Source organism: Belliella buryatensis, from assembly GCF_900188245.1.
Taxonomy (GTDB): domain Bacteria; phylum Bacteroidota; class Bacteroidia; order Cytophagales; family Cyclobacteriaceae; genus Belliella; species Belliella buryatensis.
Map to the genome: position 1 here is coordinate 120,114 of NZ_FZOK01000012.1, position 25,255 is coordinate 145,368.

The window sequence follows — 25,255 nt, forward strand, 5'->3', positions numbered from 1 at the left end:
ATTTATTACGCTTCTGATTTATCCTTATTTCTGATTTTGGTAAAGTACCATACGTTAGGATTGACATTGATCTCTTCTAACACGTGGTATGCTCTTTCTTCATTCACCTCTTTAGTTGCAGAAAGAGTCTCTTCCTGAATCTTCAAAGTAGCTGTAATCTTACTATTTGGGTCATTCATATCACCAAATACAATCGCATCTGTAGGACACGCCGTAGCACAAGCTGTATTGATTTCTCCATCTTGGATTTTTCTACCTTCTTTCTTGGCAGTCAATTTTCCAGATTGAATTCTCTGAACACACATAGAACATTTTTCAATTACACCTCTAGCTCTTACAGTTACATCAGGGTTCAATACCATTTTACCCATATCGTCATTCTGAGCCACATTGACAGCAGCAAATGATTTATTGTCATGGTATTTGAACCAATTGAATCTTCTTACTTTATAAGGACAGTTATTAGCACAGTATCTTGTACCAATGCATCTGTTGTAAGTCATTTGATTAAGACCTTCAGAAGAGTGCGTTGTAGCAGCCACTGGGCATACTGTCTCACAAGGAGCGTTGTTACAATGCTGACACATCATTGGCTGGAATACAACCTCAGGATTTTCAGCAGCGATTTCCAAACCATCATTATCTCCAACCTCTGCATCAGAAGAATAGTATCTATCAATTCTGATCCAAGCCATTTCTCTTCTATTGAGCACTTCTTGCTTACCAACTACTGCCACGTTGTTTTCAACTTGACAAGCAACAGTACAAGCACCACAACCAATACAAGAGTTCATGTCTATAGCAAGACCCCAATGATGCTGGCTGTATTGATGGCCTTTCCAAAGAGATATTTTAGAAGGTTTCACAAACTCACCTTCCTTGTAAATTTTAGGCTGATATCTACCTGCAAAGGCATTTTCTTTGTACTCAGGAAGGATTGATTCCTGTACGACAAAGTTTCTACCCATGTAAGTTTGATGAGTCTGAGTTTGTGCAATCTTATATTTATCTGAGGTCAACTCTACAGTTACACCTTCAATTACGTCAAAGTTTACAAAACCATTATTAACAGATAGCAATTCATAAGCATTGATACCAACACCATTAGCAACTCTACCCGCTTTGGTTCTTCCATATCCTAATGCTAAGCCAACTGTTCCTATTGCTTGACCTGGTTGAACTAAAACTGGAACAACAATAGATTTATCACCGATAGTCACTTTGGCTTTCTGAGTTGCTCCTTCGAACATCTTCAAACCATTTTCATTTGCCCACTTCTGAGAAACTGTCAAATAGTTATCCCATGTAGCTTTAGAGATTGGATCAGACATCTCTTGCAACCATGGGTTGTTTGCAAAAGTACCATTACCAATACCTATTTTTGTATAAACAACCAACTCTGTTCCTGCATTATCAGCTTTGTAAGTCCTTGCAACGGCAGCAGCTGCAGCAGAAGCATCTCCATTAGCAGTTAAGGCAGAAGAAGTAGATTCTAGGCTATATACACCGTTGAAAAGTGATCTATCCCAGAATTCTTGAAAGTCTGAAGTTTCAGATTGAGCGGCAAAAAGTGAAGCTCTCCAATTTTCTTGTAAGAAATCGTAGTAGTTAGTTTCTTCACCAGCCCAAACCAAGAAAGACTCCTGCGCTTGTCTTGTATCGAAAAGAGGAGAAATAGTAGGCTGAGCAAGAGAGAATTCACCTTTTCTTGGATTAAAATCATTCCAAGACTCTAAGTAATGATGATCAGGAGCTACAAACTGTACCAAAGAAGCTGTCTCATCCATAGTGCCATTTGTTGCTACGGATACTTTTGCCTTTTCGATTCCTGAAGCTACCTCAGCACCTCTTACAAAATCATATACAGGATTACAGTTGTAGAAAACTACCCCTCCAACTCTTCCAGCATTCAAATCAGTAACAAACTGATTCATTTTAGCATCATCTCCTTTACGGAAATAAGAAGGTGTAGAGAAATCAACAGTAACACCATTATTATTTAGTAAGTCATTAATAGCATTAACAATGACTTGAACATTAGGATCATTTGAGCCTGATACTACTAAAGAGGCTCCTCTATTTGCCCAAAGTTCATTGGCTGCCTTATCAAGGTTTGAAACATCCACAGCAGCAGCATTAAAAGTAATAGCCCCTGCTTTTTTTGCTAATGCATTATATAAGGCAAGTACCGCCAAACCACTAGCAGAAGCCTTGATTGGTGTTCTATAATCAGCATTAGAACCTGTCAAAGAAAGGTTGGATTCAAACTGATAATGTCTAGACATTTCAGGCTTTTCTTTGGTAATTTTTCTACCTTTTGCATATTGCTTCGCAAACTCAATTGGTGAAATCCAAGTACCAAGGAAATCAGCACCGAAACTCACAATTACTTTTGCTCTGTCAAACCTATATGTAGGAAGCACTGCAGATCCATAAACAGTCTCAGATGCTTTGGTAATACCATAGCTTGAAACAGGATCATAGGTAATCACTTCAGCTCCTCCAAAAGACTCAGAAAACTTAGCTAAAGCTTTTTCTGTGGAAGGAGAAAGGATGGTGTTTGTTACAATTTTAACAGTACCAGCAGCTGCAAGCTTAGACTTCACTTCAGCGTCGATAGAAGACCAGTCTGACTTTTCCCCATTGATAAAAGGGCCAGCCAATCTTTGTTTGTCATAAAGAGAAAGTACAGAAGCTTCAACTATAGCGCTAACTCCTTTTCCATTGATCGGAGACAATTCATTTCCGTCAACTTTAATAGGTCTACCTTCCCTTGTTTTTACAACAACAGATGCATAATCACCTCCAGAAGCAAAAGTAGAAGCGTAATAGTTAGGAATAGATGGGCTGATATCAACAGGTTTGTTAACATAAGGAATAGCCTTTCTTACGGGAGCTTCACAGGCTGCTAATGATGCAGCCGCTAAGCTAAATCCCATCAACTTGAGAAAGTCTCTTCTAGAAGGCCCTTCTTCACCGTTGGAAGATGATGTAAATTCAGGGAATTCTCTATCAGCATTTTTAACAAACTCAGGATCGTTTGTCAATTGCTCTATTCCTTTCCAATATGTCTTATTATTTTCTTTCATTTTATAGTCAAGAAAAGTAGGTTCTGAATTGATTTAATTAATAGTGACACTTAGCACATTCCAAGCCTCCGATATCCTTCACTTTCAGTGCATTCTTGCTGTCGGAATGTAATTGCACCAATTTATCATAATACTCGTTGCCAGCAGCATTGATATCAGTCTGTCTATGACAGTCGATACACCAGCCCATTGTAAGTGAACTGTGCTGATAAACAACCTCCATTTCTTCAATCGGCCCATGACAAGTTTGACACTCGATACCACCTACAGCCACGTGCTGAGCGTGATTAAAATAGGCCAAGTCTGGTAGGTTGTGGATTCTCACCCACTCGATTGGTTGATTATTATCAACGGCATTATAGATTTTTTGAATTTCTGGTGAAATACCATCTTTACCACCCACATTTTGAATGTGTGTATGACAGTTCATACAAATGTTGGCTGAAGGGATATTTGCAGATTTACCGAGCTCTACACCGGTGTGACAGTATTGACACTCAATTTCATATTGACCAGCATGTAGTTGATGCGAAAATGCAATAGGCTGCTTAGGAGCATATCCTTGTTGTATACCTACGGAGTATAATCCATCTATGGCAGTCTTTGCTACAAGAGCAATAACAAGAGCTGTTACAATGATCACAAAAGCATCACTCTTAAGTACTTTAGAGAAATTAAACTTCTGATTGATGAATTCTTGATCTTCTTCATCTAATTTCTGACTATTAAGATATTTGGTCAAAACAGAGATGATCAGACCTAGAACAATTAATATGAGCAAAAGTACAACGACTAATACAGCTAGAATTATTGTCAAGTATTCACTAGGAACTCCTGAACCACCAGTAGAAGATGATGCACTACTTCCATCTCCTCCATCTGCGACAGCAGCTTCTTTGTCCCCATATTCAATATAAGAAAGTAGATTATCAAGATCAGAGTCACTTAAAAACTCATGATTTGGCATCGCAAGGTTATTGTATTCCTTGTAGATGGCATTAGCTTGGGCATCTCCTGATGCAATTAAAGCTCCAGAGTTTCTGATGAAACTTTTTGCCCAATCGATAGATCTTCTATCAGTCACTCCTCTCAGGGCAGGGCCTGTGTACTTTTGATCCAGTTTGTGACAAGTTTTACAGTTAGCATTGAAGATAGATTTACCAGCAGCAATCGCTTCTTCACTGTCAGAAACATCAGGATTAGCTCCAAAGGCTTGCGCTCCCAAAACTAGGAAGAACACCATGGCCAATGTGCTAATTCTTAAGGGAACACTTAATAATGAGCGTTTGATCGACATATTTATTACTTATTAAACAGTTTAATTCACGGTTTTCAAATAAACAGTGCAAATGTACTACCCCAATTCTACATTTCAAACTTGACTTCCATACATGGTAAGTAACAGTAAATAGCCTTACGGTAATTGTATTTATTTGTTTTTCAATGTCTTATAAATTTTAAACAGATGGTTTAGATAATTTAGAATCTTTATAAATAAATCTTTAAATACATAAAATATATGGATGATCATCATTAAAGAAATTTGAAAAAACTAGTAGGATTAAATTTTAGATCTTGTTTTGGAAAAATTGAGATATTCTCTACATTTGCATTCCGTTTACAAAGGGTCGGGTGGCCGAGTGGCTAGGCAGAGGTCTGCAAAACCTTGTACAGCGGTTCGAATCCGCTCTCGACCTCAAAATTCTAAAGCATCTTCATATAGAAGGTGCTTTTCTTTTTTCAGCAGAATACCATTCAGCACATCATCTTCGGCCCTTATAATTCTAAGTTAGTTTTTAAAAATCGTATTCTATATATTAAAGGTATCATCAAAATACCTTTCCAATGAAGACAATTTCTTTTCAGCTAAATGGCAAAAACCAAGAAATTCAAGTAGATCCTGAGGAACCTCTTTTATATATTCTCAGAGATGAATTTGAGCTTTCAGGCGCCAAATTCGGCTGTGGACTGCAGCAATGTTCGGCTTGTATGGTTTTGGTAGATGATCAAGCAGTACCGACTTGCCTGAGTCCTTGTGAGACTTTTCAAGGAAAAAACATAGAAACGATTGAAGGATTGAAACAAGGTAATAAACTCCATCCTGTTCAAGAAGCATTTGTTGAGGAGCAGGCTGCGCAATGTGGCTATTGCCTCAATGGTATGCTTATTTCTGCAGTTTCATTGCTCCGATCAAACAATAACCCATCAGAAGAAGAAATCAAAGAGGCATTGAATAGCATCATCTGCCGCTGTGGGACACATTCCAGATTTATCAAAGCAGTCAAAAAGGTTTCTTCATCAAATATCTAAGCCATGAAAGACTTTAAACTCCCAAACACCAACAGAAGATCATTTTTAAAAGCTTCCGGACAATTACTTATAAGCTTTCATCTTTTTCCCCTCGCCTTTTGCAGTCCCAAAGAAGCTGAAGAATTGAATACTTTATATGAAGGGATTCCTGAGCGGGCACATCAGGGGAAAGATATCATTGATTCTTGGATCAGATTGGATGCTGATGGCCATGTTACGGTATTGACTGGCAAGCAAGAACTCGGTCAAGGCATCAGAACAGCATTGATGCAGATTGCTGCTGAAGAACTTGATGTCCCTTTTGAAATCTGTCATATCATCAATGGAGACACAGGTCAAACTGCAAATGAAGGCTACACAGCTGGAAGTAATTCAGTCGAAGGTAGCGGAAGTGCTATTCGTCAAGCTGCGGCAGAGGCTAGGTTATACTTACTCAAAGAAGCTGCGAAAGAATGGGGAGTTTCTATAGATCAACTTGAAGTTAAAGATGGTGTCATACTTGGACCTGAAGGAAAGAAAATATCTTATTGGGAAATTTTGGATGGTAAGTTTTTAGAAGGAAATATCACTGGAGAGGCAAAAATCAAGTCTCCTGAAAAGCATCAAATCATTGGAAAAACGTTTCAACGAGCAGAAATCCTAGACATGGTTCAGGGAAAAGCTCACTTTGTACATGATTTGAGATTTCCGGATATGCTACACGCGAGAGTGGTCCATCCACCTTCGTATGGTTCAAAACTAAAATCGCTCGATACTGACTTAATTTCAGGAATGGCAGGGATTGAAAAAGTCATTGTCGATGGAAGTTTTGTGGCTGTTGTTGCCAAAAGAGAATATCAAGCCATCAAAGCTTGGCAAAAAATCAAAGAAATATGTCAGTGGGAAAAATCAGAAATTAAAGTAATGTCTGACGCTCTTTTTGCTGACATGGAGCGAAATTCCAATTCTCCCCAAGAGGTAGAAAAGCATCCAAATATCAAATCTGTGATTGACAAAGCAACTAGATCACATCAATCCATATACAGAAAACCCTATCACATGCACGGGTCTACTGGTCCTGGCTGTGCTGTAGCAAAATGGGAAAATCAGAATTTAACTGTCTGGTCTCCTACTCAGGGTGTTTATCCTTTACAAAATACACTAGCAGATTTATTGGGATTGGAAAAAGAATATATCAGATGCATAGGTATGCCGGGGTCTGGCTGCTATGGCCACAACAGCGCTGATGATGTTTCGGCAGAAGCAGCATTGATTGCCAAGCAGCTTCCTGGCAAGCATATCAGACTTCAATGGATGCGGGGTAACGAGCATCAATGGGAGCCTTATGGATCAGCAATGCAGATTGCGCTTGAAGCAGGTATAGATCAAGAAGGCAAAATCACAGCTTGGAAAACACAGATTTGGTCAGATACCCATAGCACCCGACCAAATGGCCGAGCCGGACATTATATCTCAGCCAGACATTTAGAAAATGCTTTTGAATTTCAAAAAGGAGGGTTTTCAGGTGGATCCTACAGAAATGCTTCTCCACTTTATACTATTCCAGATAGGAAGCTCTTACTCCATAATTATGAAGGACCATTAAGAACTTCTGCTTTAAGGGGATTGGGTGCTTATGGAAATATTTTTGCTTTGGAGTCATTTATAGACGAATTGGCAGTTCTTGCTGAGATTGATCCTTTTGAGTTTAGGATCAAAAACCTAGATAATCCAAGAGCCATTGAAGTGATCAAAACACTGAAAAGTAAATGTAATTGGGAAAATAGAGATCAAAGTGGGCGAGTAGGCTATGGGTTAGCATTTGCTCAATACAAAAACTCAGCTTCTTATTATGCTGTACTTGCGGAAGTCCACAAGAGTCCGAAAGAAGGTAAATTCAGATTGCACAAACTCACTGGAGTCATTGATTCTGGTCAGTGCATCAATCCTGATGGGTTAAAAAACCAAACCGAAGGAGGCATGATCCAATCCGCAAGTTGGACGATCATGGAAGCGGTGCAATATGATGCAAATGGTGTCACAAGTAAAGACTGGAACTCCTACCCCATCATGCGGACAAATGATGTTCCTGAAGTCGAAGTACATATCATCAATCGGCCGGAAGAAAAACCGCTTGGCGCTGGCGAGGCAGCTCAGGGCCCAGTCGCTGCAGCAATTGTCAATGCTTTGTCTTCACTTTTGGAAAAAAGGGTTTATGAATTGCCTTTGAAGGAGTATTTTGAGGTTTGATTTTTATAAAAACTAATTCTATAAAGGAATCTTCACCAACTCTCTTCCTCCTCTCGGACTTGAAACAGGAAAGAGCAGTGAATTGCCATCATCCCCCCAAGAAATTGAAGAACCAATCTTAGTAATTCTATAATCAGACTTCAGAATACTGAAAAATGTCATCTGCTTCAACTCTTTAGAAACCAAATCAAGCAACCAAACCTGTGAAATTCCAGAACGATCAGATATGAAAGCTAGCTTATTAGCATCGACCGGTGAAAAAGAAGGCGAAAAATCACTCCATTGGGAAACCATTAAATCTACTTTTTGCCCTCCACCTGCCATGTCAAATCCGAAAATTTGGTATACTGGCCTATCGTTAAACAATTGTAAGTGATCTACAGCCACCATTTCTGTGAGCTGAGAAACATCCAAGCCATAAAAAGGAGCCATCCCTGCTAAGAGTTCAGGATCCCGGAAAGAAGGAAATACCAGGGTAGAACCTCCTGAAAAATCACGTTGCCACAAACCAAAATCCTCTCTATTTAAGGAATCTGAATAAAAAAACACTTGCTCATCATCTTTGCTGAAACTTGGTAAGTATTGTTGATGAAAGCCCCCACTGATTAAGGTGAATTCTTCTCCTTCCAAATCAAATATTTCTAAATGGGAAGGCAAAACTCCTTGTACAGATTGAGAAAGTCCTGTTGTGGTGACGTAAATCAGCCTCTTCCCATCCGATGACCAATTAGGTTGGTTGGCATTTCTTTTTACTAATTGATGTTGCTGTGTTTCTTTATCCCAAATAAAAAGACTTAAGGCTCGGCGCTCCTCCCCTCCTTCTGTAAATTGTACATCAGAAACATAGGCCACTTGACTACCCAAAGGACTTAGCCTAGGATGCATAAGTGCGTGACCAGACATATCTAACCGAAAAACCAATTCAATTACTTGAACCTCCGCTGGAATAATCATAACCGTATTGGAATCAACCGAAGTACCTGCCCTATTGGACTTGATAAAAAATTCATAGGCTTCTCCCTTTCTTACATCTCCAAACAAAAATTGATTGGTACCGCTAGGCAAGCGAATTACTCTTTCAAAATTTTGAGCACCGGGTCTTTTTACAAACAGTTCATAATTACTGGCACTTACCTCATTTCGGATACAGTTAAACCCATTACAAATTCTTACATCCCCCCATTGAAGCATAATATTTCCATCTTCCGTAAGATCAGAATAAAGTGTGGATATCGCTATAGATGCTCCTTCAGGAATGGTATCTTCATATTGCTTTTCACAACTGAATAAAAGAAATATAAAAATAATCGCACTTAGCTTTTTCATGAATGTCAGTTATAAGCATTCTAAATTTGGGATCTATGTTCTAATGACGGAAAAATTTAGCAAAACGCTACAAAGAATCTTACTTTCACCAAAAACAGGATTAGTTTATGGAATCTTGGGAATTATTGGACATTTTGTACACGTTCAAACGATCTCAAAACATAGTTTCAACCTTTTACTTGTCGGCTTTATCGCCTTGGCACTTGGAACCTCTTTAAAAGGTATTTAAAAATAAAAAGGAATTATTCCATTATCACTAAATTAAAGAGGCTGTCCTAAATTGAAATTCAATATCCTATTTGACTTCATGTTTAAGACAGCTTGTTTCTTTAATTTTTTATAAATGATTTTTTATTTCCTGATCAATTGAAGTTTATAAAAAGTGACATAATCTCGTTCTTCCCCGATAAAATCATCATCTCTCACTGCGTAAAATGGTTTATCTACTGATTCTATATTCATTATTCTGCCTATTCTGTAAGGGACATTAATTTCATTGGAAAGCAAACCTTTCGGCGATATTATTTTCAAAATTTGATTTTGAAAATCTTTGAATTTGGGGAAATTAGCGGGGTCATTTAACTCATGCTGGATAAATACTTCTTCTTCAATCCCTTCAGTGTAATAGACAATAGCTGCTTCTTTAGTTACAAAAAACTGTTGAATATCTCCATCTAGCATCCTGTTGTAAGAAATATACTGATATTTTTCTGAGTGCTCTCCATTATCCTCAAAATTGGTTGGCTGAAAATCAATGGTATTCAAATAATCTCCTCCTTTACTTAAATCAAAAGTATGAATCATAGATTCATTACTTAGGGTTAAGTGAAGTATATCCCCAGAAACACCAAATTGGACCCAAGGTCTTTCGAAGTATTTATCTGAGGAATATCTTGAAGTATTTGGGATTTTAATTATAGGCTTTGAACCTCCTGTGCGTGGATCAATTTTTTCCAAGAGAAAGTGATCTCGGAAAAAATGTGGATCGTAAGGGTTTGCTCCGTCCCTACCTGGATAAAAACTTATCAATGAATCTTTCCAGTGATCCAAATTTCTCAGAAGGCCTCCACCATCCTTTGCTTCACTAAGAAATGAAAGTTTTATTTGTCGTTTTAAAGATAGATCCTCGTTTAATTCATACAACCAACCCATAAAACTTGCCGCAAAAAGCCTTCCATCCTCCCTGTATCTCAACTGTGTTGGGTACTGGACTTTTCCAGGCCCATCTTTTGGATAAGACGACACGTAAGAGATGTCTCCAGATGAATCAAACTCGATTAGTTTATTTTCCTGAAAATTGAAAAACACTCCTTTGCCATTTCTGAAATCCCCTCCATCTACACTACCCAAATAATCTACCTGAATAGAATCCAAAATCACAAGCTCCCACTCATTAGAAACTCCTTGGTTTTGAGAGTCATGCCTTGGCTCTGAGCAAGCTAGCGCTACCACTCCTATTATCAATGAAGTTTTCACTAGGTCGAATTTGTTCATTTCTCCACTAATTTAACCTTATAAACCCTTAAAAAATCCTCTTCCTCTTCAATATTAGGACTTCTCTGCATCCATAAGAATCCACCTCCTGATGCAAAACCACTTGTGCTTACCCCATCAATAAATGGAATATTTCCGACTTGTAATAAACTCTCCTTTTCAAGAATCATCATTCCTTGGGACACCTCTTCAGCTGCTTTGGCATAAAGCCTTTCTGATTCTTCTTGATTTCCTGATTCCCAAAGTGCATCAAGTTCTTTCATTATACTTTCAGGAATCCCTCCATAATAGTGCAGGATAAGGTAATCATCCACTACGTGGATATTTCTAATCGCTGGCGTACTTCCTTTAATCGTGACAGATCCTTTGTAAAACTCTTCCCTAGACGTCAAAGGCAGCTTTTCAAAACCCGGAATGATAAGATCGACCGTACTTTCTAACTCAGCTCCTGTCTGACTGAGCTTGTAAACACGCAATTTAGGTTCTCCTCCTAATGCAACATAAAGTCGATCACCACTCGCTTCCAAAGCTGGCGCGTAATCACTCTCATAAAATCCATTACCATTCAAAAATAAACTCCCTTCTTCAAAGGGTACTATTTCAGTAAATTCACCAAGTTCTATGTCAATAAGTTCAATCGCCCTGAATTCATCATAAAACCGCTGTTCCCCTGGATAGGTATCCCTTGTTCTCACCGATTTGCTCAATAAATACGGCTTGCCAATCAAATTCACTGTTTCCATCCCCTTACCAACAAAACTCATAAAGCCTGCCCCTCCTAAAGATTCAGGATGAGACATTTTCTTAACCATATTACCACCTAGGTCAAAAACAAAAACACCATTCATACCTGCCAAAGCAACTTGCTCTTCATCTATGAATCCTGGAAATTCCATCAAAAAACCATATGCATCAGGTGTGTCTCCTTTTTTAGAAAATCTACCAATAATTGTCCCATTCCTATCAGTAAAGAGAAACTCTTTGCTAGAATAATCATAGAATGCAAATCGATCCGCCAAAGGGCTGACGTCCACAAGCATAGGGCTACCTAAAACATTGATTTCTAATGAATCGACAATGACCAAAGAATAGCCATCTTCATTTTCAAAGCTTTGCTCTTTCGGACCGGAACATGAAATTATGGCTACTAGAACAAGGTATAAGTAAATGATCTGTTTCATAGAAAAGCTTTATCAATTAAGAAGTTAAATGTGATTTAAAAATCGACTATTAATTATAGTATAAAAAATAGGTTTTCCCAAAACTAACTAAAATAAAAAAAAGGTGACCACCTTTCGGTAGCCACCTTTTTTAGTATAGGATAAGCTAAGTCTAAAGTCTTACGTCTTTAGTCTCTTGTCTTATTTTTTCCCACCTTCCATCTTCTCTTTCAACTCAGCTAATGCATCCAAGTCACCTAGGGTTGACTTTTCAGCTGGAGCTGAAGAAGCTGGAGTATCTTCTTTCTTCTTAGCTTTCTTAGGGGCAGCAGCTGGTTTAGCTTCTTCTCTGAAAGTAGCAGTGTGAGAAAGTACGATTCTCTTATCATCCTTAGAGAATTCAGTCACTTTGAACTCGATAGACTCACCTACTTCTACTGAAGTACCGTCAGCTTTCTCCAAGTTTTTAGAAGTAGCAAATCCTTCAAGACCATAAGGAAGTTCAAGAACTGCACCTTTATCATTTTTAGAAACGACAGTACACTTATGATCAGATCCTACAGGGAATATACCTTCGAATGTATCCCATGGATTCTCTTCCAATTGCTTATGACCTAGTGCCAATCTTCTATTCTCAACATCTAGCTCAAGTACTGCTACATCAAGATTGTCACCAACCTTAACGAATTCAGATGGATGCTTGATTTTCTTAGTCCAAGAAAGGTCTGAAACGTGAACTAGACCATCGATACCTTCTTCCAATTCAAGGAATAGACCGAAGTTAGTCAAGTTTCTAACCACACCAGTGTGCTTAGTACCTACAGCATATTTAGCTGCCATGTCACCTTTAGTCCAAGGATCTTCAGTCAATTGCTTGATGCCAAGAGACATTTTTCTCTCGTCTTTATCAAGAGTCAATACCACTGCTTCGATTTCATCACCTACTTTTACAAAGTCAGCAGGGTTTCTTAAGTGCTGAGACCAGCTCATTTCAGAAACGTGAATTAAACCTTCTACTCCAGCAGCAAGCTCAAGGAATGCACCGTAGTCAGCTACGTTGACAATTTTACCTTTAACTTTTGAACCCACTTCAAGATCAGCAGAAAGTGCATCCCAAGGATGAGCAGTAAGCTGCTTCATACCCAATGATATTCTCTTCTTGTCATCATCAAAGTCAAGAACAACGATCTGAACTTTGTCATCAAGGTTAAGAACTTCTTCTGGATGATTGATTCTACCCCAAGAGATATCAGTAATGTGAAGTAAACCATCAACACCACCCAAATCGATGAATACACCGAAGTTTGTCATGTTTTTGATCACACCTTCTAGCACTTGACCTTTCTCAAGGTTGTTCAAGATCTCAGCTTTTTGCTTCTCAAGATCTTTCTCGATCAACACTTTGTGAGATACTACTACGTTATCGTTAGTGTGGTTAATTTTCACCACTTTCACTTCCATTTTCTTACCTACATAGATATCAAAATCTCTGATAGGCTTCACGTCGATCTGAGAACCTGGTAAGAATGCTTCTACACCGTAGATATCTACGATCAAACCACCCTTAGTTCTTCTTTTTACAAGACCTTCGATTACGTTATCATGCTCCAATGCCGCTTCGATATCACTCCAAGCACGGACCATTCTAGCTTTCTTTCTAGAAAGAACCAACTGACCAAGTGAGTTTTCTTGCTCTTCGATGAACAATTCCACCTCATCACCAATCTTAAGGTCTGGAAGGTCTCTGAATTCTGTTCTTGGTACCAAACCGTCAGATTTGAAACCAATATTGATGATCACATCTTTGTCATTGATACCTACTACAGTACCTTTGATGACTTCTTTTTCGGTGATCTCGTTCAAAGTCCCAGCATAAAGAGCTTCCATTTCGGCTCTTTTGTCTTTAGAATAACCTTCACCAAAACCTTTGGTGTCGAAATCTTCCCAGTTAAAATCTTTTTGATTAGACATATTGCAAATAACCCTGATTTTCAACATCCCTAGGGTCATCGGAATGAGGTTTTTAGTTTTGGATAAAACCCTGAATTTCAGTTTCCAGAGCCCCGTTCACCCGAACGGACTGCAAAGGTACTGATTTTTAATAAAAAGCTTACATGAGATTAAAAAAAACACTCACTATTGATACGGTGTCTTGTTTTATTTAGCTATTAATCCTGAGAGATTGGAAAAAGCCATCTATTTTTGTGTAAAACGAAACCCATGGAATTTCTTCCATGGGTTGCAAGCAAAGAGTTAATAATTAATTTTATTTTCCAAAATTAATCAAAGTCCCAACACTATGAAAATTATTCAGTGGATTTATACCATCTATGCTGCTGTACTTTTTGCTGTATTCATGCTGATCTTCGGCTGGTTTGTGGTCATCCCATATGCTATATCATCAAAAGCAGGAAAGTTTGCATTTTTCTTTATCCGTATTTGGGTGAGGGCCTGGTCCACTTTAGTTGGTATTCGATACAAAGTACATGGGAAGGAGCATATTGATCTAGATCAACCATACATTTACATCTTTAATCATCGATCATTCATTGACGCTCCAGTCATCCCCATGGCGATCATGCAAGAGGTAAGAGCTATTGGGAAAAAAGAATTGTCTAAGATTCCTATTTTCGGCTTCATCACCTCCAGACTAGCAGTCTGGGTAGATAGAAAGGATGCAGCATCAAGGAAATCATCTGTCAAAAGGCTACTTGAAATATTACAGACAGGAATATCCATAGTGGTTGCTCCAGAAGGAACTAGAAATGATACAAATCAAACTTTACTTCCATTTCAAAAGGGAGCATTCCGAATGGCAATTGACACAGGTGTACACATCATGCCCATGGCCGTGATCGGCGCTGACCAAGTTATGCGAAGAGGTTCAATTTTGCTAAGCCCAGGCGTAATCAATATCTATTTTTCATCTCCAATTGATCCAAAGCCATATATGCCAACACAGGACATTTCAGGCTTATCAGAAAAATGCTTCAATAGACTAGAAGCGATGATTTTGACTCATGAATAAATCATTCTTTTGAATGACCAAAAAGCAAAGCGCACTAAACTTTTACAAAATTCGCGACATTGACCTGTATAGGTTAAAATCTTCGTGCTTTATAAATGCCTAGTGCGCTTTGTGAAAATAATTCCTATTAAGGCCTAAAGCCTCTTAATCTCAATATTTCTGAACCAAACTTCATCCCCATGATCTTGGAGAGCAATTTTACCTGATTTGAAAGTACCAAATCCAGGCATGTCTTTAAACTTACTGCCAGCAATCAATTCCTCCCATTCAGGAGTCCAAAGTGTCGTTTCTACAACTTTAGTCCCGTTAAGGTGAAGCTGCAGTAGCCCATCTTTTGAGATAATCTCCGCAAGATTCCATTCACCTACAGGCCTCACAGTTTCTTCGGAAGACTCAATCAGGTCATACAAGTCACCTGCGCGGTGGGTTTTGATTTTTGCATCGGGGTGTCCATCATTGTCTAGCACTTGCATCTCCATACCTGTCATCCATGGATAGACATATTCTTCTGATTCATGCACGTAGAAAATAATCCCACTATTGCCGTCTTTTGCAATTTTCCATTCTACTTTAAGATGAAAATCATCAAACTCACCTTCAGTTACAATATCTCCTCCATCACCAGTTTGCCAACCATCCTTATTGGTGGCATCAAGGTAGATTGCACCATCTTGAATTTTCCATGCAGCACCTACGTCTCCCCCTCCATATTTTTTCCAGCCATCGAAAGACTCTCCGTCAAATAAGCTGATCCATTCTGATTCCACTTCTACTCCTTCTGTCTGAATAGTTACTTCTCTTACTTCTTGAGTACCTCCACATGCAAAAGCTGTGGATGCAATCAAAAATAAGCCATAAGTTGATTTCATCATGATTTATCTTTTAAGTAATAATACATATTTGATCATATCTTCCACATCTGCTCTTTCTAGATGTGGGTGTGACGGCATTTGGATTTCACCCCAATTACCCACATTGCCGTTGATCACATGGTCAGTAAGCAAAGCCACATTTTCTGGTGTGTTTTCATATTTTTCAGCTACATCAGCATAAGAGGGTCCAACAACTTTTCTTTCTACCATGTGACAAGCTGTACAACCTGCTTCTTTTGCCTTGGCTGAACCTGTGATGAATACAGGATCATCTTTGTATTTATCTTCGAGACTCACCTTAGTCTCTTGCGCAGGTGCAGAAGAGGTGGTTGAAGACTGTGAAGATTCTTGACTTCCTCCGCCACAAGCGTATGTCATCAAAGAAATGGCAACAAGGCCAAAAGAAAATAATTTGAGTGATTTCATTTTGTTTAATTTATTGATGGTCTTAGATTCCTAATATTTTTTTATTGAAGTTTTCATCAGCTCCAGTGCCTGCAAAATCATCAAAAGCCTTATCCGTCACTCTGATGATATGATCAGCAATAAGCTGAGCGCCCTCTATGGCTCCTTGCTCCGGGTGCTTGATCGCACACTCCCATTCTAACACAGCCCAACCGTCAAAGTCATACTGCGAAAGTTTGCTAAATATACCACTAAAATCAACTTGGCCATCGCCGAGCGAGCGGAATCTTCCTGCTCGATCGATCCAACTTTGATAACCTCCATAGACACCTTGCTTGCCCGTAGGATTGAATTCAGCATCCTTGACATGAAACATCTTAATTCGCTCATGATAAAAATCAATAAATTGTAAATAATCCAAGCATTGTAACACAAAATGACTCGGATCATAAAGGATATTTGCACGCTTATGGTTATTGACTTTTTCTAAAAACATTTCAAAGGTAATCCCATCATGTAAATCTTCTCCAGGATGCAATTCATAACAAAGATTTACGCCATTATCTTCAAAAACATCCAAAATTGGCATCCAACGTTTGGCCAATTCCGTGAAGCCAGTTTCTACCAAACCAGCTGGGCGCTGTGGCCATGGATATACAGTATGCCACATCAATGCTCCAGAAAATGTTGCATGGGCTGTTAATCCAAGATTTTTGGAAGCCTTAGCGGCATATTTCAATTGCTGTGTAGCCCACTTTGTTTTTCCTTTCAAGTCTCCAGCTAAATTTGCTGGTGCAAAACCATCGAAAAGTTCATTATACGCAGGATGAACAGCGACCAACTGACCTTGAAGGTGCGTAGAAAGTTCTGTGATTTCTAAACCTGCTTCATTGACAATTCCTTTGATCTCGTCAGCATATGTTTGACTTTCAGCAGCTTTTTGCAAATCGATCATTCTAGAATCCCAAGAAGGAATCTGCACGCCATAATACCCTACAGAAGCCATCCATTCACATATACTCTTTAAATTATTGAAGGGCGCTCGATCATCTGCAAACTGCGCGAGAAATATTGCAGGACCTTTTATTGTTTTCATAGGTTTGATTTTTATTGAAATTTGATTTTAGCTTATTTACTTTATGTCATGTCCACAATCTAACAAATCTATTTCCGAAGATTACAAGAATCAGTTGCGGATAAATGTATTGAAGTAATAATAAATAAATTGAGAAAACCATTCCCATCTTGATGCATTAAATTAGATTTGGGAATAGGCTTTCGCAACCGATTTCGACTTAATATTTTGAATATTTGAACCGAAAAGAACTTTTTAATTGACTTTATCTATCTATTGCCAAATAAATTGAAAATCCATTTTTTCAATTATTTTTGATACTTACCATTCCAATGACTTATATGACTATTCGGATTAGTAAAAATTAAAATTAACAGAAAAAGCCTAAATTTTAAACTTAAAATTAATAGTTTGCCATTCTATACGATTAAAATAAAGCTACTGTAAACCTATTAACCATTCTAAATTAATGAGTACAGGAATTCGTTTTCGCCTCTCTTTCATGATGTTCCTTGAGTTTTTTATTTGGGGATCATGGTTCGTAACTCTAGGCACTTTTCTTGGTGCCAATCTCAATGCTACAGGTACACAAATTGCCACCGCATTTTCTACACAATCTTTTGGTGCCATCATAGCCCCATTTATCATAGGGCTGATTGCTGATAGATATTTCAATGCAGAAAAAATCCTAGGACTGCTTCACCTGGTGGGGGGTGGATTGATGTTTTTACTTTATCAGTCCACAGATTTCACAGCATTTTATCCAATGTTATTGCTATACATGATCTTATATATGCCTACGCTTGCATTGGTCAACTCAGTTTCTTTCAATCAAATGAATGATCCTGAAAAAGACTTTTCAAGTATTCGTGTTTGGGGTACCATAGGCTGGATCGTTGCAGGCTTGGCCATCAGCTATGCATTTACTTGGGATACTGCTGAAAATATTGCTAATGGATTTCTTAAAAATACATTCCTAATGGCTGGCATAGCGGCAGTAATTTTAGGTTTATTTTCATTTACACTTCCAGCTACACCTCCCAAAGCAGATAGATCACAAAAGCTGAAAGTTTCCGAAATTCTTGGATTAGATGCACTTCGGCTACTAAAAGAAAGGAATTTTGCAGTATTCTTCATCTCTTCTATCTTGATTTGTATTCCATTGGCTTTCTATTATCAAAATGCCAATCCATTCTTGACGGAGATAGGCGTGACTAACCCAACAGGAAAAATGACTATCGGTCAAATTTCAGAAGCCTTGTTCTTGCTATTATTACCGATTTTCTTCAAGAGATTTGGTTTCAAAAAAACCTTGCTTTTGGGAATGATCGCTTGGGTTTTGAGATACATTTTGTTTGCATTAGGTAATGCTGATAGTGGGCTTTTCTTATTGATCATTGGGATTGCTCTACATGGCATTTGTTATGACTTTTTCTTTGTCTCAGGACAAATTTATACAGACTCCAAGGCAGGAGATAAATTCAAATCAGCTGCTCAAGGACTGATCACATTAGCAACTTATGGAATAGGAATGCTAATCGGATTCTTTGTTGCTGGGAAGGTTTCCGATATGTATTTAGCAACTGATGGATCACATAATTGGGAATCTATCTGGATGATTCCTGCAGGTATCGCTGCTATAGTTGTCGTATTCTTCTTGATCTTTTTCAAGGATGAATCAAAAAAATCAACAAACCTATCTTAACCTATATAATTGTATGAAATCAATCAATCGGCGAAATAGCCTGAAAAAAATGATGATGGGTACATTGGCTGCGGGAGCCGCACCACTCATACATCTGAACGCAAAAGCTATGCCTCAAACTCAACTCAAAGGGAATGTAAATCATGCCGTCTGTGCATGGACCATGCCTCACTTATCTCTTGACGAACTTTGTAAAGCAATCAAGAAAATCGGATTCAACGCAATAGATCTCGTTGGCCCTAAAAATTGGCATATTCTTCAAGAAAATGGAGTAGACTGCTCCATGTGTAATGGTGCAGAAATCAATCTTGTCCATGGGTTTAATAATAAAACTTATCACGATCAGCTTGTTAAAAATTACACAGAAGTCATTCCTCTTGTGGCCAAAGCAGGTTATAAAAACTTAATCTGCTTCAGTGGAAACAGAGATGGTATGGATGATGAAACGGGTCTTCAAAACTCAGTTGAAGGTTTAAAAAAAATAATAGGATTGGCAGAACAACACAATGTCACCTTAGTCATGGAACTACTCAACAGTAGAGTCAATCACCCAGACTACATGTGTGACAAGACATCATGGGGAGTTGAGTTGTGTAAAAGGCTTGGAAGTGATAACTTTAAGCTACTCTATGACATTTACCACATGCAGATCGACGAGGGTGATTTGATCCGTACGATTAGAAATAACCATCAATACATCGCCCATTATCACACAGCTGGTAATCCAGGTAGAAATGAAATTGATCACACGCAAGAGATTTACTACCCAGCTATAATACGTGCAATTGTAGAAACAGGATTTCAAGGTTATGTCTGTCAAGAATTTATCCCAAAAAAGGAAGATAAATTGGCATCATTGGAAGAGGCAATTAGAATCTGCGACGTTTAAAGAAAATTAATAAGCTCAAAATAATTATCATGGCAAATCAATATGATGCAATCGTAGTTGGCTCTGGAATCAGTGGCGGCTGGGCTGCGAAAGAACTTACAGAAAAGGGACTTAAAGTCCTTCTACTCGAAAGAGGTCAAAATGTAGAACACATAAAAGATTACAAGACAGCGACACAAGCTCCATGGGAAATCCCCCATAGGGGAAGAAGAACTATCGAAATGATAGAGAACCACCCAAACCTCAAAAGAGACTACGTCCTTAATGAACAAAACCTAGATTGGTGGGCTCATGAAGCTGATTCTCCTTATGTAGAAAAAAAACCTTTCACATGGTTCAGAGGCAATGTTGTAGGAGGGAGATCATTGATGTGGGGAAGACAGAGCTATAGGTTAGCAGACTTAGACTTTGATGCTAATCTTAAGGAGGGAATTGCAGTAGACTGGCCAATCAGATACAAGGACCTTGCACCTTGGTATAGCTATGTAGAGAAATTTGCCGGAATATCAGGATCTAAAGATGGCATACCACATCTTCCGGATGGTGAGTTTCAAAAACCAATGGATCTGAATTGTGTAGAAAAAGATGTAGCAGCCAGAATCAAGGCAAAATATGGCAATGCAAGACATATGACTATAGGAAGAGTAGCCAATATTACTGAGCCGCTACCGGGTCGAACTAATTGCCAGTACCGAAATAAATGCTGGCTAGGCTGCCCATTTGGAGGCTACTTTAGTTCACAGTCCTCAACACTCCCTGCCGCTATGAAAACTGGCAACTTAACCCTAAGACCTTACTCAATTGTAAGTAAGCTGCTTTACGATAAGGACACACAAAAGGCAACCGGAGTAGAAGTAATTGACGCAGAGACTAATGAAGTAATTGAATTCAAATCCAAAATTGTATTCTTGTGTGCTTCAGCTATAGCCTCTGCAGCAATATTGATGCGGTCTGCTACTGATATTTGGCCAGAAGGATTAGGATCAAGCTCTGGAGAGTTAGGTCACAACATTATGGATCACCACTTTAGAGTTGGTGCCAACGGAACTATGGAAGGCTACGAAGACAAATATTATTTTGGCAGAAGACCAAATGGCATCTATGTTCCAAGATTCAGAAACATCGGTGATGACAAAAGAGACTATCTGAGAGGCTTTGGCTATCAAGGTAGTGCTTCTAGATCAGGATGGAGTAGAAATGTTGCAGAAATCAACTTCGGAGCATCTCTTAAAGAAGCATTAAGCGAACCAGGTCCATGGAGTATGGGAATCACTGGTTTTGGCGAGATTCTTCCATACCATGAAAACAAAATTTCACTCAGCAAGACTGTCGTTGACAAATGGGGCCTTCCAGCATTAGAAATGGATGCAGAAATCAAGGAGAATGAGAAAAAAATGCGGGTTGACATGATGAATGATGCCGCAGAAATGCTCGAATCTGCAGGCTTGAAGAATGTCAAAACCTTTGACTCCGGTTATACTTTTGGCCAAGGTATCCATGAAATGGGCACTGCAAGAATGGGACGTGACCCAAAAACATCAGTCCTAAATGGAAATAACCAAGTATGGGATGCTAAAAACGTATTTGTAACAGACGGAGCTTGTATGACTTCCGCAGCAGCACAAAATCCATCTTTGACTTATATGGCCTTAACTGCAAGAGCTGCAGCGTTTGCAGTAGATGAACTCAAAAAAGGCAATCTCTAATTTTAAAAGAAAAAATTATGGCAATGAATAGAAGAGACGCAATTAAAAGCTTTGCCTTGATGATGGGTGGAGCTATGGTTGGTGCCAACGTAATACTCACAGGGTGTAGTCCTGAAGATCAGATCTTAGGTCTAGAATTTACTCCAGAGCAGATCGCCTTCCTAGATGAAATAGGAGAAGCCATCATCCCCACCACAGATACACCAGGTGCAAAAGCCGCGGGCATTGGGGAGTTTATGGTTATGATGGTCAAAGACACTTACAATGGAGACCAGCAATCTATTTTCATTTCAGGACTGAATAGCCTCAAAAAAGACTTCAAAACTGCTTATGGTAAGGATTTTATGAAAGCAACCATCGAGGAGCGTACTGATTTCTTGAATGAAATGAACCAGAAATCCAATCAAAGTGAAGATCGAGAACCAAAAGTAATCGGAATGCTCAAAGACCTTACCGTCTTAGGATACTTTACTTCAGAAATCGGTGCGACTCAGCAGCTGAGATTCGTTGAGGCACCAGGAAGATATGATGGTTGTATGGATTACCAAAAAGGTGATCGCTTGTTTGCTTTATAATATAATCTAACATCAAGGGAGACTTTAATAAGTCTCTCTTGAGCTTTAAAAACCTCTCACCTATGAAAGATAGAAGAAAATTCATTCAACTCACAGCTGCCATGAGTATGGGAGCCATTTTACCATTACAGTTTTGTAGCCCCAAAAAAGAACGTGACAACAGCTCACAGGAAGCCGCAATAGGACCCCTGAAAGGGAGTTTAGGAGCCTTCGGTCTACAACTATGGTCTGTGAAAGAAAGTATGTCTGAAGACCCAAAAGAGACCATAAAGAAAGTAGCTTCTTTTGGCTATTCACAGATTGAAGGCTTCAACGGCGGTAGAGGGATTTTTTGGGGAATGAAGAACACAGAATTTAAAAACATGATGGATAATCTTGGGTTAGACTTTTTTGCTTCCCATACCAATACATTTGAAAACTTAGAAAAGCAGGCAGCAGAAGCTGGAGAAATCGGCATGAAATACCTCATCAACCCATATGTAGGACCTCAAAAGTCAATGGATGATTTCAAACGTTTAGCCGACGATTTCAATCAACATGGAGAAATTTGTAAACAAAACGGTATTCGGTTTGCCTATCATAATCATGGTTATACTTTCGAAGAACTAGAAGGTCAAATACCTCAAGAATACTTGATAGAGAATACTGATCCAAACCTAGTAGATTTTGAATTGGATCTTTATTGGGTTTATACAGCAGGACATGATCCCATTAAGTGGTTGGAAAAGTACCCTAATAGATTCCCAATTGGTCATGTAAAGGATAAAGATGCCAATGTTGAAGTTTCAGAGCCTCAAGGTTCTACTATATTAGGCACTGGAGTTTTAGATTTTCCTGCAATTCTAGGAAAAGGCAAAGACAATGGAATGAACTACTTTGTAGTGGAGCAAGAACGCTTTGAAGGAACCACTCCAATGGAAGCTGCCGAAAAAAACGCTAATTACATGAAAAATCTTAGCCTTTAAATGAAACAAAGCCCCAAAAAAAGGGGCTTTGTTGCTTATTCTTTGGATTAACAATCAGTCTATAAGTTCAGATTTGATATTCCTAGAAGTATATATCAATAGATAGATAATTAGTAAAAGCATAGCTAAAGCTGCTATTTCAAATTGTGCCCATATTCTTGATCTATTGACTACTTTTTCTGAATTATCTGCTAGTCTCCGCCCCTCTTCTATTTGGATTAGAGATAATTTCTCCAAATCAGTAATCGCACGCTCTATATGTTCATTATAAATATGCACTTGAGCTGTATTGATCCCAAATTCATCTGAATACAAAGATTCATAATCACTGATCCTTAAATTATTCATAATAATACCTTTGAAATCTCCCAAAAACTCTTCCTCCGCATCTGTTAGATTAGTGGTCTCAAAAGTCTCCACTGTTTTTAAGATTTGGTCTTCATAATCTTCAATCTCCTCCAATACATGAGAGTAATCACTTTCTTCCCAACAATGATTAACCAATAGCTTTATTCGAAATAGATTTTCTGAAATAGAGAAAATATAACTCTCAACAACTAGTCTATCCTCATAAACTGATATGAATGATGCCTCAAGTTCATTGAAATTTTTCCTATCCAATATATTTTTTCCAAAAATCACCAACAATAGAAAGGTCAAAACAATAGCTGCTTTGAGTTTATTATTCAAAGATTTTGGGGTTTTCATAGTTTCTTCAATTTGGGGTTATAACTGTTTAATGATGCGAAAATTTGCTAAAAATTATCACAACTGAAATAAAGTAAAAGAAAAGTTTAAAACCAAAATTAAGTAGTGATTGAAGAATTATTATCTTTCATAAATTTATAAAAATAAAAAAAACCTCCATTGCTGGAGGCTCTGTGATCCTGTCAGGACTCGAACCTGAAACCTACTGCTTAGAAGGCAGTTGCTCTATCCAGTTGAGCTACAAGACCTTAATTCTATTTTATATTCTCTAACTCGAAACTGATACATTCCCGATTGAGTAGGGATGCTCTATCCAGTTGAGCTACAAGTCTAATAAAAAGGAAAACCTCCAAAAGGAGGTCTATTGTGATCCCGCTGGGGCTCGAACCCAGGACCCATACATTAAAAGTGTATTGCTCTACCAGCTGAGCTACGGAATCATATTCTTAATCTTCTGGTCTTTTACCAGAAATCATTATATCCATTCAAATCAAATGGAGCACTTTTTCTAAAATGCTCCATTGTCATATAGACTCTTTAAAGTGATCCTGTCAGGACTCGAACCTGAAACCTACTGCTTAGAAGGCAGTTGCTCTATCCAGTTGAGCTACAGGACCTGGATACTTATACTAAGTACTTCAATTAAATTCCTAAAAGGAAAGTGTCGGGGTGGCAGGATTCGAACCTACGACCTCCACATCCCAAATGTGGCGCGATACCGGGCTACGCTACACCCCGAACATTAAATTTTCAACTCCTTACGTGTTGACGGAAGATTCATAAGGACTATGAATCTTGCTGTGATCCCGCTGGGGCTCGAACCCAGGACCCATACATTAAAAGTGTATTGCTCTACCAGCTGAGCTACGGAATCATGTTTATTTAATTTTCTAAGCAGCTTTACAACTTAGATTTTTACGCTTTTTGATTTGTTTTTTCTTAAATCATTGCCGTAATTGGACTGCAAATTTAAGCGGACTATTTTAAAATGCAAAACTCAAAGGCAATCTTTCTGACAAAATTTATAATATTTTTATCGGTTATTTTACAAAGCTTTAATTGTCAAGCCAATACAAGTAGCCTCAAAAAAGCAGATTCTTTGTTTATTTCCAAAAACTATCAAGAAGCGATGGGAATCTATGAATCCTTGCTTCTAGAAGAAGATTCTTACTCTCCTGCTATGCTATTGAAAATGGCCTTTGTTGCGGAAGGAAGAGGAGATTATGCCAAGGCTAGTTTCTATTTAGCTAAGTATTATGACATCAACCCAAACCCTAGAGTAATCACTAAAATCAAAACGCTGACTGACCAATCCAACTTGATAGGCTACGAATTATCCGATTGGGACAGGTTCTTTAAATTTGCCTCAGATCTACAGCAAGAAATCACAGCTATATTTAGCTTGATGGTTTTGATAAGTATTATTCTTTTGTTGATTTTCAAGGAAAAAGCAACTCAACCTAAATATTACTTACCTGCACTGTTCTTTATCCTTCTTGCTTTTATGTCCAATAACTTTCTCCAAGAATCCTCAACTGGAATAGTGACGGGTAGTCCAACTATCGTGATGAATAAACCAACAGCTGGGGGCAAAATGATCCAAAATGTAGATCCAGGTCATAGGGTTATTATCAAGTCTTCAAAAGATATTTGGTATGAAGTTAAGTGGGGTAACAAGAATGCATTTATCAAAAAAGAAAGTATCACAAAACTATAAAA

The 25,255-nt window shown here is 38.3% G+C and carries 19 protein-coding genes and 6 tRNA genes; 10 read left to right on the top strand and 15 right to left on the bottom strand.

Going from position 1 to position 25,255, the window contains the following annotated elements; translation table 11 throughout:
* Positions 1–5 precede the first annotated feature (5 nt).
* Positions 6–3,089: a TAT-variant-translocated molybdopterin oxidoreductase gene (locus tag CHB66_RS13060; protein ID WP_089241662.1), complete on the bottom strand. Its 3,084-nt coding sequence runs from the start codon at positions 3,087–3,089 to the stop codon at positions 6–8.
* Positions 3,090–3,126: 37 nt separating this feature from the next.
* A complete protein-coding gene (locus CHB66_RS13065; protein ID WP_089241664.1) occupies positions 3,127–4,386 on the bottom strand; it encodes a c-type cytochrome in 1,260 nt (419 codons plus the stop codon).
* A gap of 329 nt (positions 4,387–4,715) precedes the next feature.
* Between CHB66_RS13065 and CHB66_RS13070 the strand changes: the two genes are divergently transcribed.
* From CHB66_RS13070 to CHB66_RS13080, 3 genes are all read left to right on the top strand, one after another.
* Positions 4,716–4,786, top strand: a tRNA-Cys gene (locus tag CHB66_RS13070).
* Between the two features lie 148 nt (positions 4,787–4,934).
* Complete coding sequence (locus tag CHB66_RS13075) at positions 4,935–5,399, top strand: (2Fe-2S)-binding protein (protein WP_089241666.1); 465 nt, start codon at positions 4,935–4,937, stop codon at positions 5,397–5,399.
* Positions 5,400–5,402: 3 nt separating this feature from the next.
* The gene (locus CHB66_RS13080; protein ID WP_089241668.1) at positions 5,403–7,628 is read left to right on the top strand and encodes a xanthine dehydrogenase family protein molybdopterin-binding subunit; all 2,226 of its coding nucleotides are present in this window, start codon (positions 5,403–5,405) and stop codon (positions 7,626–7,628) included.
* 18 nt (positions 7,629–7,646) lie between these two features.
* Here the strand turns inward: CHB66_RS13080 and CHB66_RS13085 are convergent, their stop codons facing one another.
* From CHB66_RS13085 to rpsA, 4 genes are all read right to left on the bottom strand, one after another.
* Complete coding sequence (locus CHB66_RS13085) at positions 7,647–8,954, bottom strand: TolB family protein (RefSeq protein ID WP_089241670.1); 1,308 nt, start codon at positions 8,952–8,954, stop codon at positions 7,647–7,649.
* A 351-nt stretch (positions 8,955–9,305) separates the two neighbouring features.
* A complete protein-coding gene (locus CHB66_RS13095; protein WP_089241672.1) occupies positions 9,306–10,448 on the bottom strand; it encodes a hypothetical protein in 1,143 nt (380 codons plus the stop codon).
* Complete coding sequence (locus CHB66_RS13100; protein WP_089241674.1) at positions 10,445–11,629, bottom strand: hypothetical protein; 1,185 nt, start codon at positions 11,627–11,629, stop codon at positions 10,445–10,447. The genes CHB66_RS13095 and CHB66_RS13100 overlap by 4 nt, the downstream gene beginning before the upstream one ends.
* Before the next feature lie 180 nt (positions 11,630–11,809).
* Positions 11,810–13,579, bottom strand: coding sequence for a 30S ribosomal protein S1 (gene rpsA, locus CHB66_RS13105; protein ID WP_089241737.1), 1,770 nt, complete (start codon positions 13,577–13,579; stop codon positions 11,810–11,812).
* A 328-nt stretch (positions 13,580–13,907) separates the two neighbouring features.
* Here rpsA and CHB66_RS13110 point away from each other — a divergent pair, with 328 nt between their 5' ends.
* Complete coding sequence (locus CHB66_RS13110; RefSeq protein WP_089241676.1) at positions 13,908–14,636, top strand: lysophospholipid acyltransferase family protein; 729 nt, start codon at positions 13,908–13,910, stop codon at positions 14,634–14,636.
* A 134-nt stretch (positions 14,637–14,770) separates the two neighbouring features.
* Here the strand turns inward: CHB66_RS13110 and CHB66_RS13115 are convergent, their stop codons facing one another.
* From CHB66_RS13115 to CHB66_RS13125, 3 genes are read right to left on the bottom strand one after another with little or no spacing between them, the layout of a single operon-like run.
* Positions 14,771–15,505: a 3-keto-disaccharide hydrolase gene (locus tag CHB66_RS13115; protein ID WP_089241678.1), complete on the bottom strand. Its 735-nt coding sequence runs from the start codon at positions 15,503–15,505 to the stop codon at positions 14,771–14,773.
* 6 nt (positions 15,506–15,511) lie between these two features.
* Positions 15,512–15,934 carry a c-type cytochrome gene (locus CHB66_RS13120; protein WP_089241680.1) on the bottom strand — a complete coding sequence of 141 codons (423 nt, stop codon included), beginning with the start codon at positions 15,932–15,934 and terminating at the stop codon, positions 15,512–15,514.
* A 22-nt stretch (positions 15,935–15,956) separates the two neighbouring features.
* Positions 15,957–17,009: a sugar phosphate isomerase/epimerase family protein gene (locus CHB66_RS13125; RefSeq protein WP_089241682.1), complete on the bottom strand. Its 1,053-nt coding sequence runs from the start codon at positions 17,007–17,009 to the stop codon at positions 15,957–15,959.
* A gap of 448 nt (positions 17,010–17,457) precedes the next feature.
* On the opposite strand from CHB66_RS13125, the gene CHB66_RS13130 reads away from it, so the two are divergent.
* The 5 genes from CHB66_RS13130 (at position 17,458) to CHB66_RS13150 (ending at position 22,828) form a co-directional block, all read left to right on the top strand.
* Positions 17,458–18,693, top strand: coding sequence for a nucleoside permease (locus tag CHB66_RS13130; RefSeq protein WP_089241684.1), 1,236 nt, complete (start codon positions 17,458–17,460; stop codon positions 18,691–18,693).
* 13 nt (positions 18,694–18,706) lie between these two features.
* Positions 18,707–19,582: a hydroxypyruvate isomerase family protein gene (locus tag CHB66_RS13135; protein ID WP_089241739.1), complete on the top strand. Its 876-nt coding sequence runs from the start codon at positions 18,707–18,709 to the stop codon at positions 19,580–19,582.
* A 29-nt stretch (positions 19,583–19,611) separates the two neighbouring features.
* Positions 19,612–21,288 (top strand): GMC oxidoreductase, encoded by a 1,677-nt coding sequence (locus CHB66_RS13140; RefSeq protein WP_089241686.1) that lies wholly within the window; start codon positions 19,612–19,614, stop codon positions 21,286–21,288.
* 17 nt (positions 21,289–21,305) lie between these two features.
* Complete coding sequence (locus tag CHB66_RS13145) at positions 21,306–21,863, top strand: gluconate 2-dehydrogenase subunit 3 family protein (protein WP_089241688.1); 558 nt, start codon at positions 21,306–21,308, stop codon at positions 21,861–21,863.
* Positions 21,864–21,925: 62 nt separating this feature from the next.
* Positions 21,926–22,828, top strand: a complete 903-nt coding sequence (locus tag CHB66_RS13150) for a sugar phosphate isomerase/epimerase family protein (protein WP_089241690.1) — start codon at positions 21,926–21,928, stop codon at positions 22,826–22,828.
* Between the two features lie 54 nt (positions 22,829–22,882).
* Here the strand turns inward: CHB66_RS13150 and CHB66_RS13155 are convergent, their stop codons facing one another.
* The 6 genes from CHB66_RS13155 to CHB66_RS13180 all read right to left on the bottom strand — a co-directional run bounded on the left by CHB66_RS13155 (position 22,883) and on the right by CHB66_RS13180 (position 24,410).
* A complete protein-coding gene (locus tag CHB66_RS13155; protein ID WP_089241692.1) occupies positions 22,883–23,536 on the bottom strand; it encodes an MCP four helix bundle domain-containing protein in 654 nt (217 codons plus the stop codon).
* A 174-nt stretch (positions 23,537–23,710) separates the two neighbouring features.
* Positions 23,711–23,784 (bottom strand) — tRNA-Arg (locus CHB66_RS13160).
* Positions 23,785–23,903: 119 nt separating this feature from the next.
* Positions 23,904–23,976: transfer RNA gene (locus tag CHB66_RS13165), tRNA-Lys, on the bottom strand.
* A 103-nt stretch (positions 23,977–24,079) separates the two neighbouring features.
* Positions 24,080–24,153, bottom strand: a tRNA-Arg gene (locus CHB66_RS13170).
* Positions 24,154–24,200: 47 nt separating this feature from the next.
* Positions 24,201–24,274, bottom strand: a tRNA-Pro gene (locus tag CHB66_RS13175).
* Between the two features lie 63 nt (positions 24,275–24,337).
* Positions 24,338–24,410 (bottom strand) — tRNA-Lys (locus CHB66_RS13180).
* Positions 24,411–24,635: 225 nt separating this feature from the next.
* Between CHB66_RS13180 and CHB66_RS13185 the strand changes: the two genes are divergently transcribed.
* Positions 24,636–25,253, top strand: coding sequence for a tetratricopeptide repeat protein (locus CHB66_RS13185; RefSeq protein ID WP_245812732.1), 618 nt, complete (start codon positions 24,636–24,638; stop codon positions 25,251–25,253).
* Positions 25,254–25,255 lie beyond the last annotated feature (2 nt).

Bases quoted from the DNA above. Each gene is read 5' to 3' on its own strand.
- CHB66_RS13060 (WP_089241662.1), bottom strand. From the start codon at position 3,089: ATGAAAGAAAATAATAAGACATATTGGAAAGGAATAGAGCAATTGACA.
- CHB66_RS13065 (WP_089241664.1), bottom strand. From the start codon at position 4,386: ATGTCGATCAAACGCTCATTATTAAGTGTTCCCTTAAGAATTAGCACA.
- CHB66_RS13075 (WP_089241666.1), top strand. From the start codon at position 4,935: ATGAAGACAATTTCTTTTCAGCTAAATGGCAAAAACCAAGAAATTCAA.
- CHB66_RS13080 (WP_089241668.1), top strand. From the start codon at position 5,403: ATGAAAGACTTTAAACTCCCAAACACCAACAGAAGATCATTTTTAAAA.
- CHB66_RS13085 (WP_089241670.1), bottom strand. From the start codon at position 8,954: ATGAAAAAGCTAAGTGCGATTATTTTTATATTTCTTTTATTCAGTTGT.
- CHB66_RS13095 (WP_089241672.1), bottom strand. From the start codon at position 10,448: ATGAACAAATTCGACCTAGTGAAAACTTCATTGATAATAGGAGTGGTA.
- CHB66_RS13100 (WP_089241674.1), bottom strand. From the start codon at position 11,629: ATGAAACAGATCATTTACTTATACCTTGTTCTAGTAGCCATAATTTCA.
- rpsA (WP_089241737.1), bottom strand. From the start codon at position 13,579: ATGTCTAATCAAAAAGATTTTAACTGGGAAGATTTCGACACCAAAGGT.
- CHB66_RS13110 (WP_089241676.1), top strand. From the start codon at position 13,908: ATGAAAATTATTCAGTGGATTTATACCATCTATGCTGCTGTACTTTTT.
- CHB66_RS13115 (WP_089241678.1), bottom strand. From the start codon at position 15,505: ATGAAATCAACTTATGGCTTATTTTTGATTGCATCCACAGCTTTTGCA.
- CHB66_RS13120 (WP_089241680.1), bottom strand. From the start codon at position 15,934: ATGAAATCACTCAAATTATTTTCTTTTGGCCTTGTTGCCATTTCTTTG.
- CHB66_RS13125 (WP_089241682.1), bottom strand. From the start codon at position 17,009: ATGAAAACAATAAAAGGTCCTGCAATATTTCTCGCGCAGTTTGCAGAT.
- CHB66_RS13130 (WP_089241684.1), top strand. From the start codon at position 17,458: ATGAGTACAGGAATTCGTTTTCGCCTCTCTTTCATGATGTTCCTTGAG.
- CHB66_RS13135 (WP_089241739.1), top strand. From the start codon at position 18,707: ATGAAATCAATCAATCGGCGAAATAGCCTGAAAAAAATGATGATGGGT.
- CHB66_RS13140 (WP_089241686.1), top strand. From the start codon at position 19,612: ATGGCAAATCAATATGATGCAATCGTAGTTGGCTCTGGAATCAGTGGC.
- CHB66_RS13145 (WP_089241688.1), top strand. From the start codon at position 21,306: ATGGCAATGAATAGAAGAGACGCAATTAAAAGCTTTGCCTTGATGATG.
- CHB66_RS13150 (WP_089241690.1), top strand. From the start codon at position 21,926: ATGAAAGATAGAAGAAAATTCATTCAACTCACAGCTGCCATGAGTATG.
- CHB66_RS13155 (WP_089241692.1), bottom strand. From the start codon at position 23,536: ATGAAAACCCCAAAATCTTTGAATAATAAACTCAAAGCAGCTATTGTT.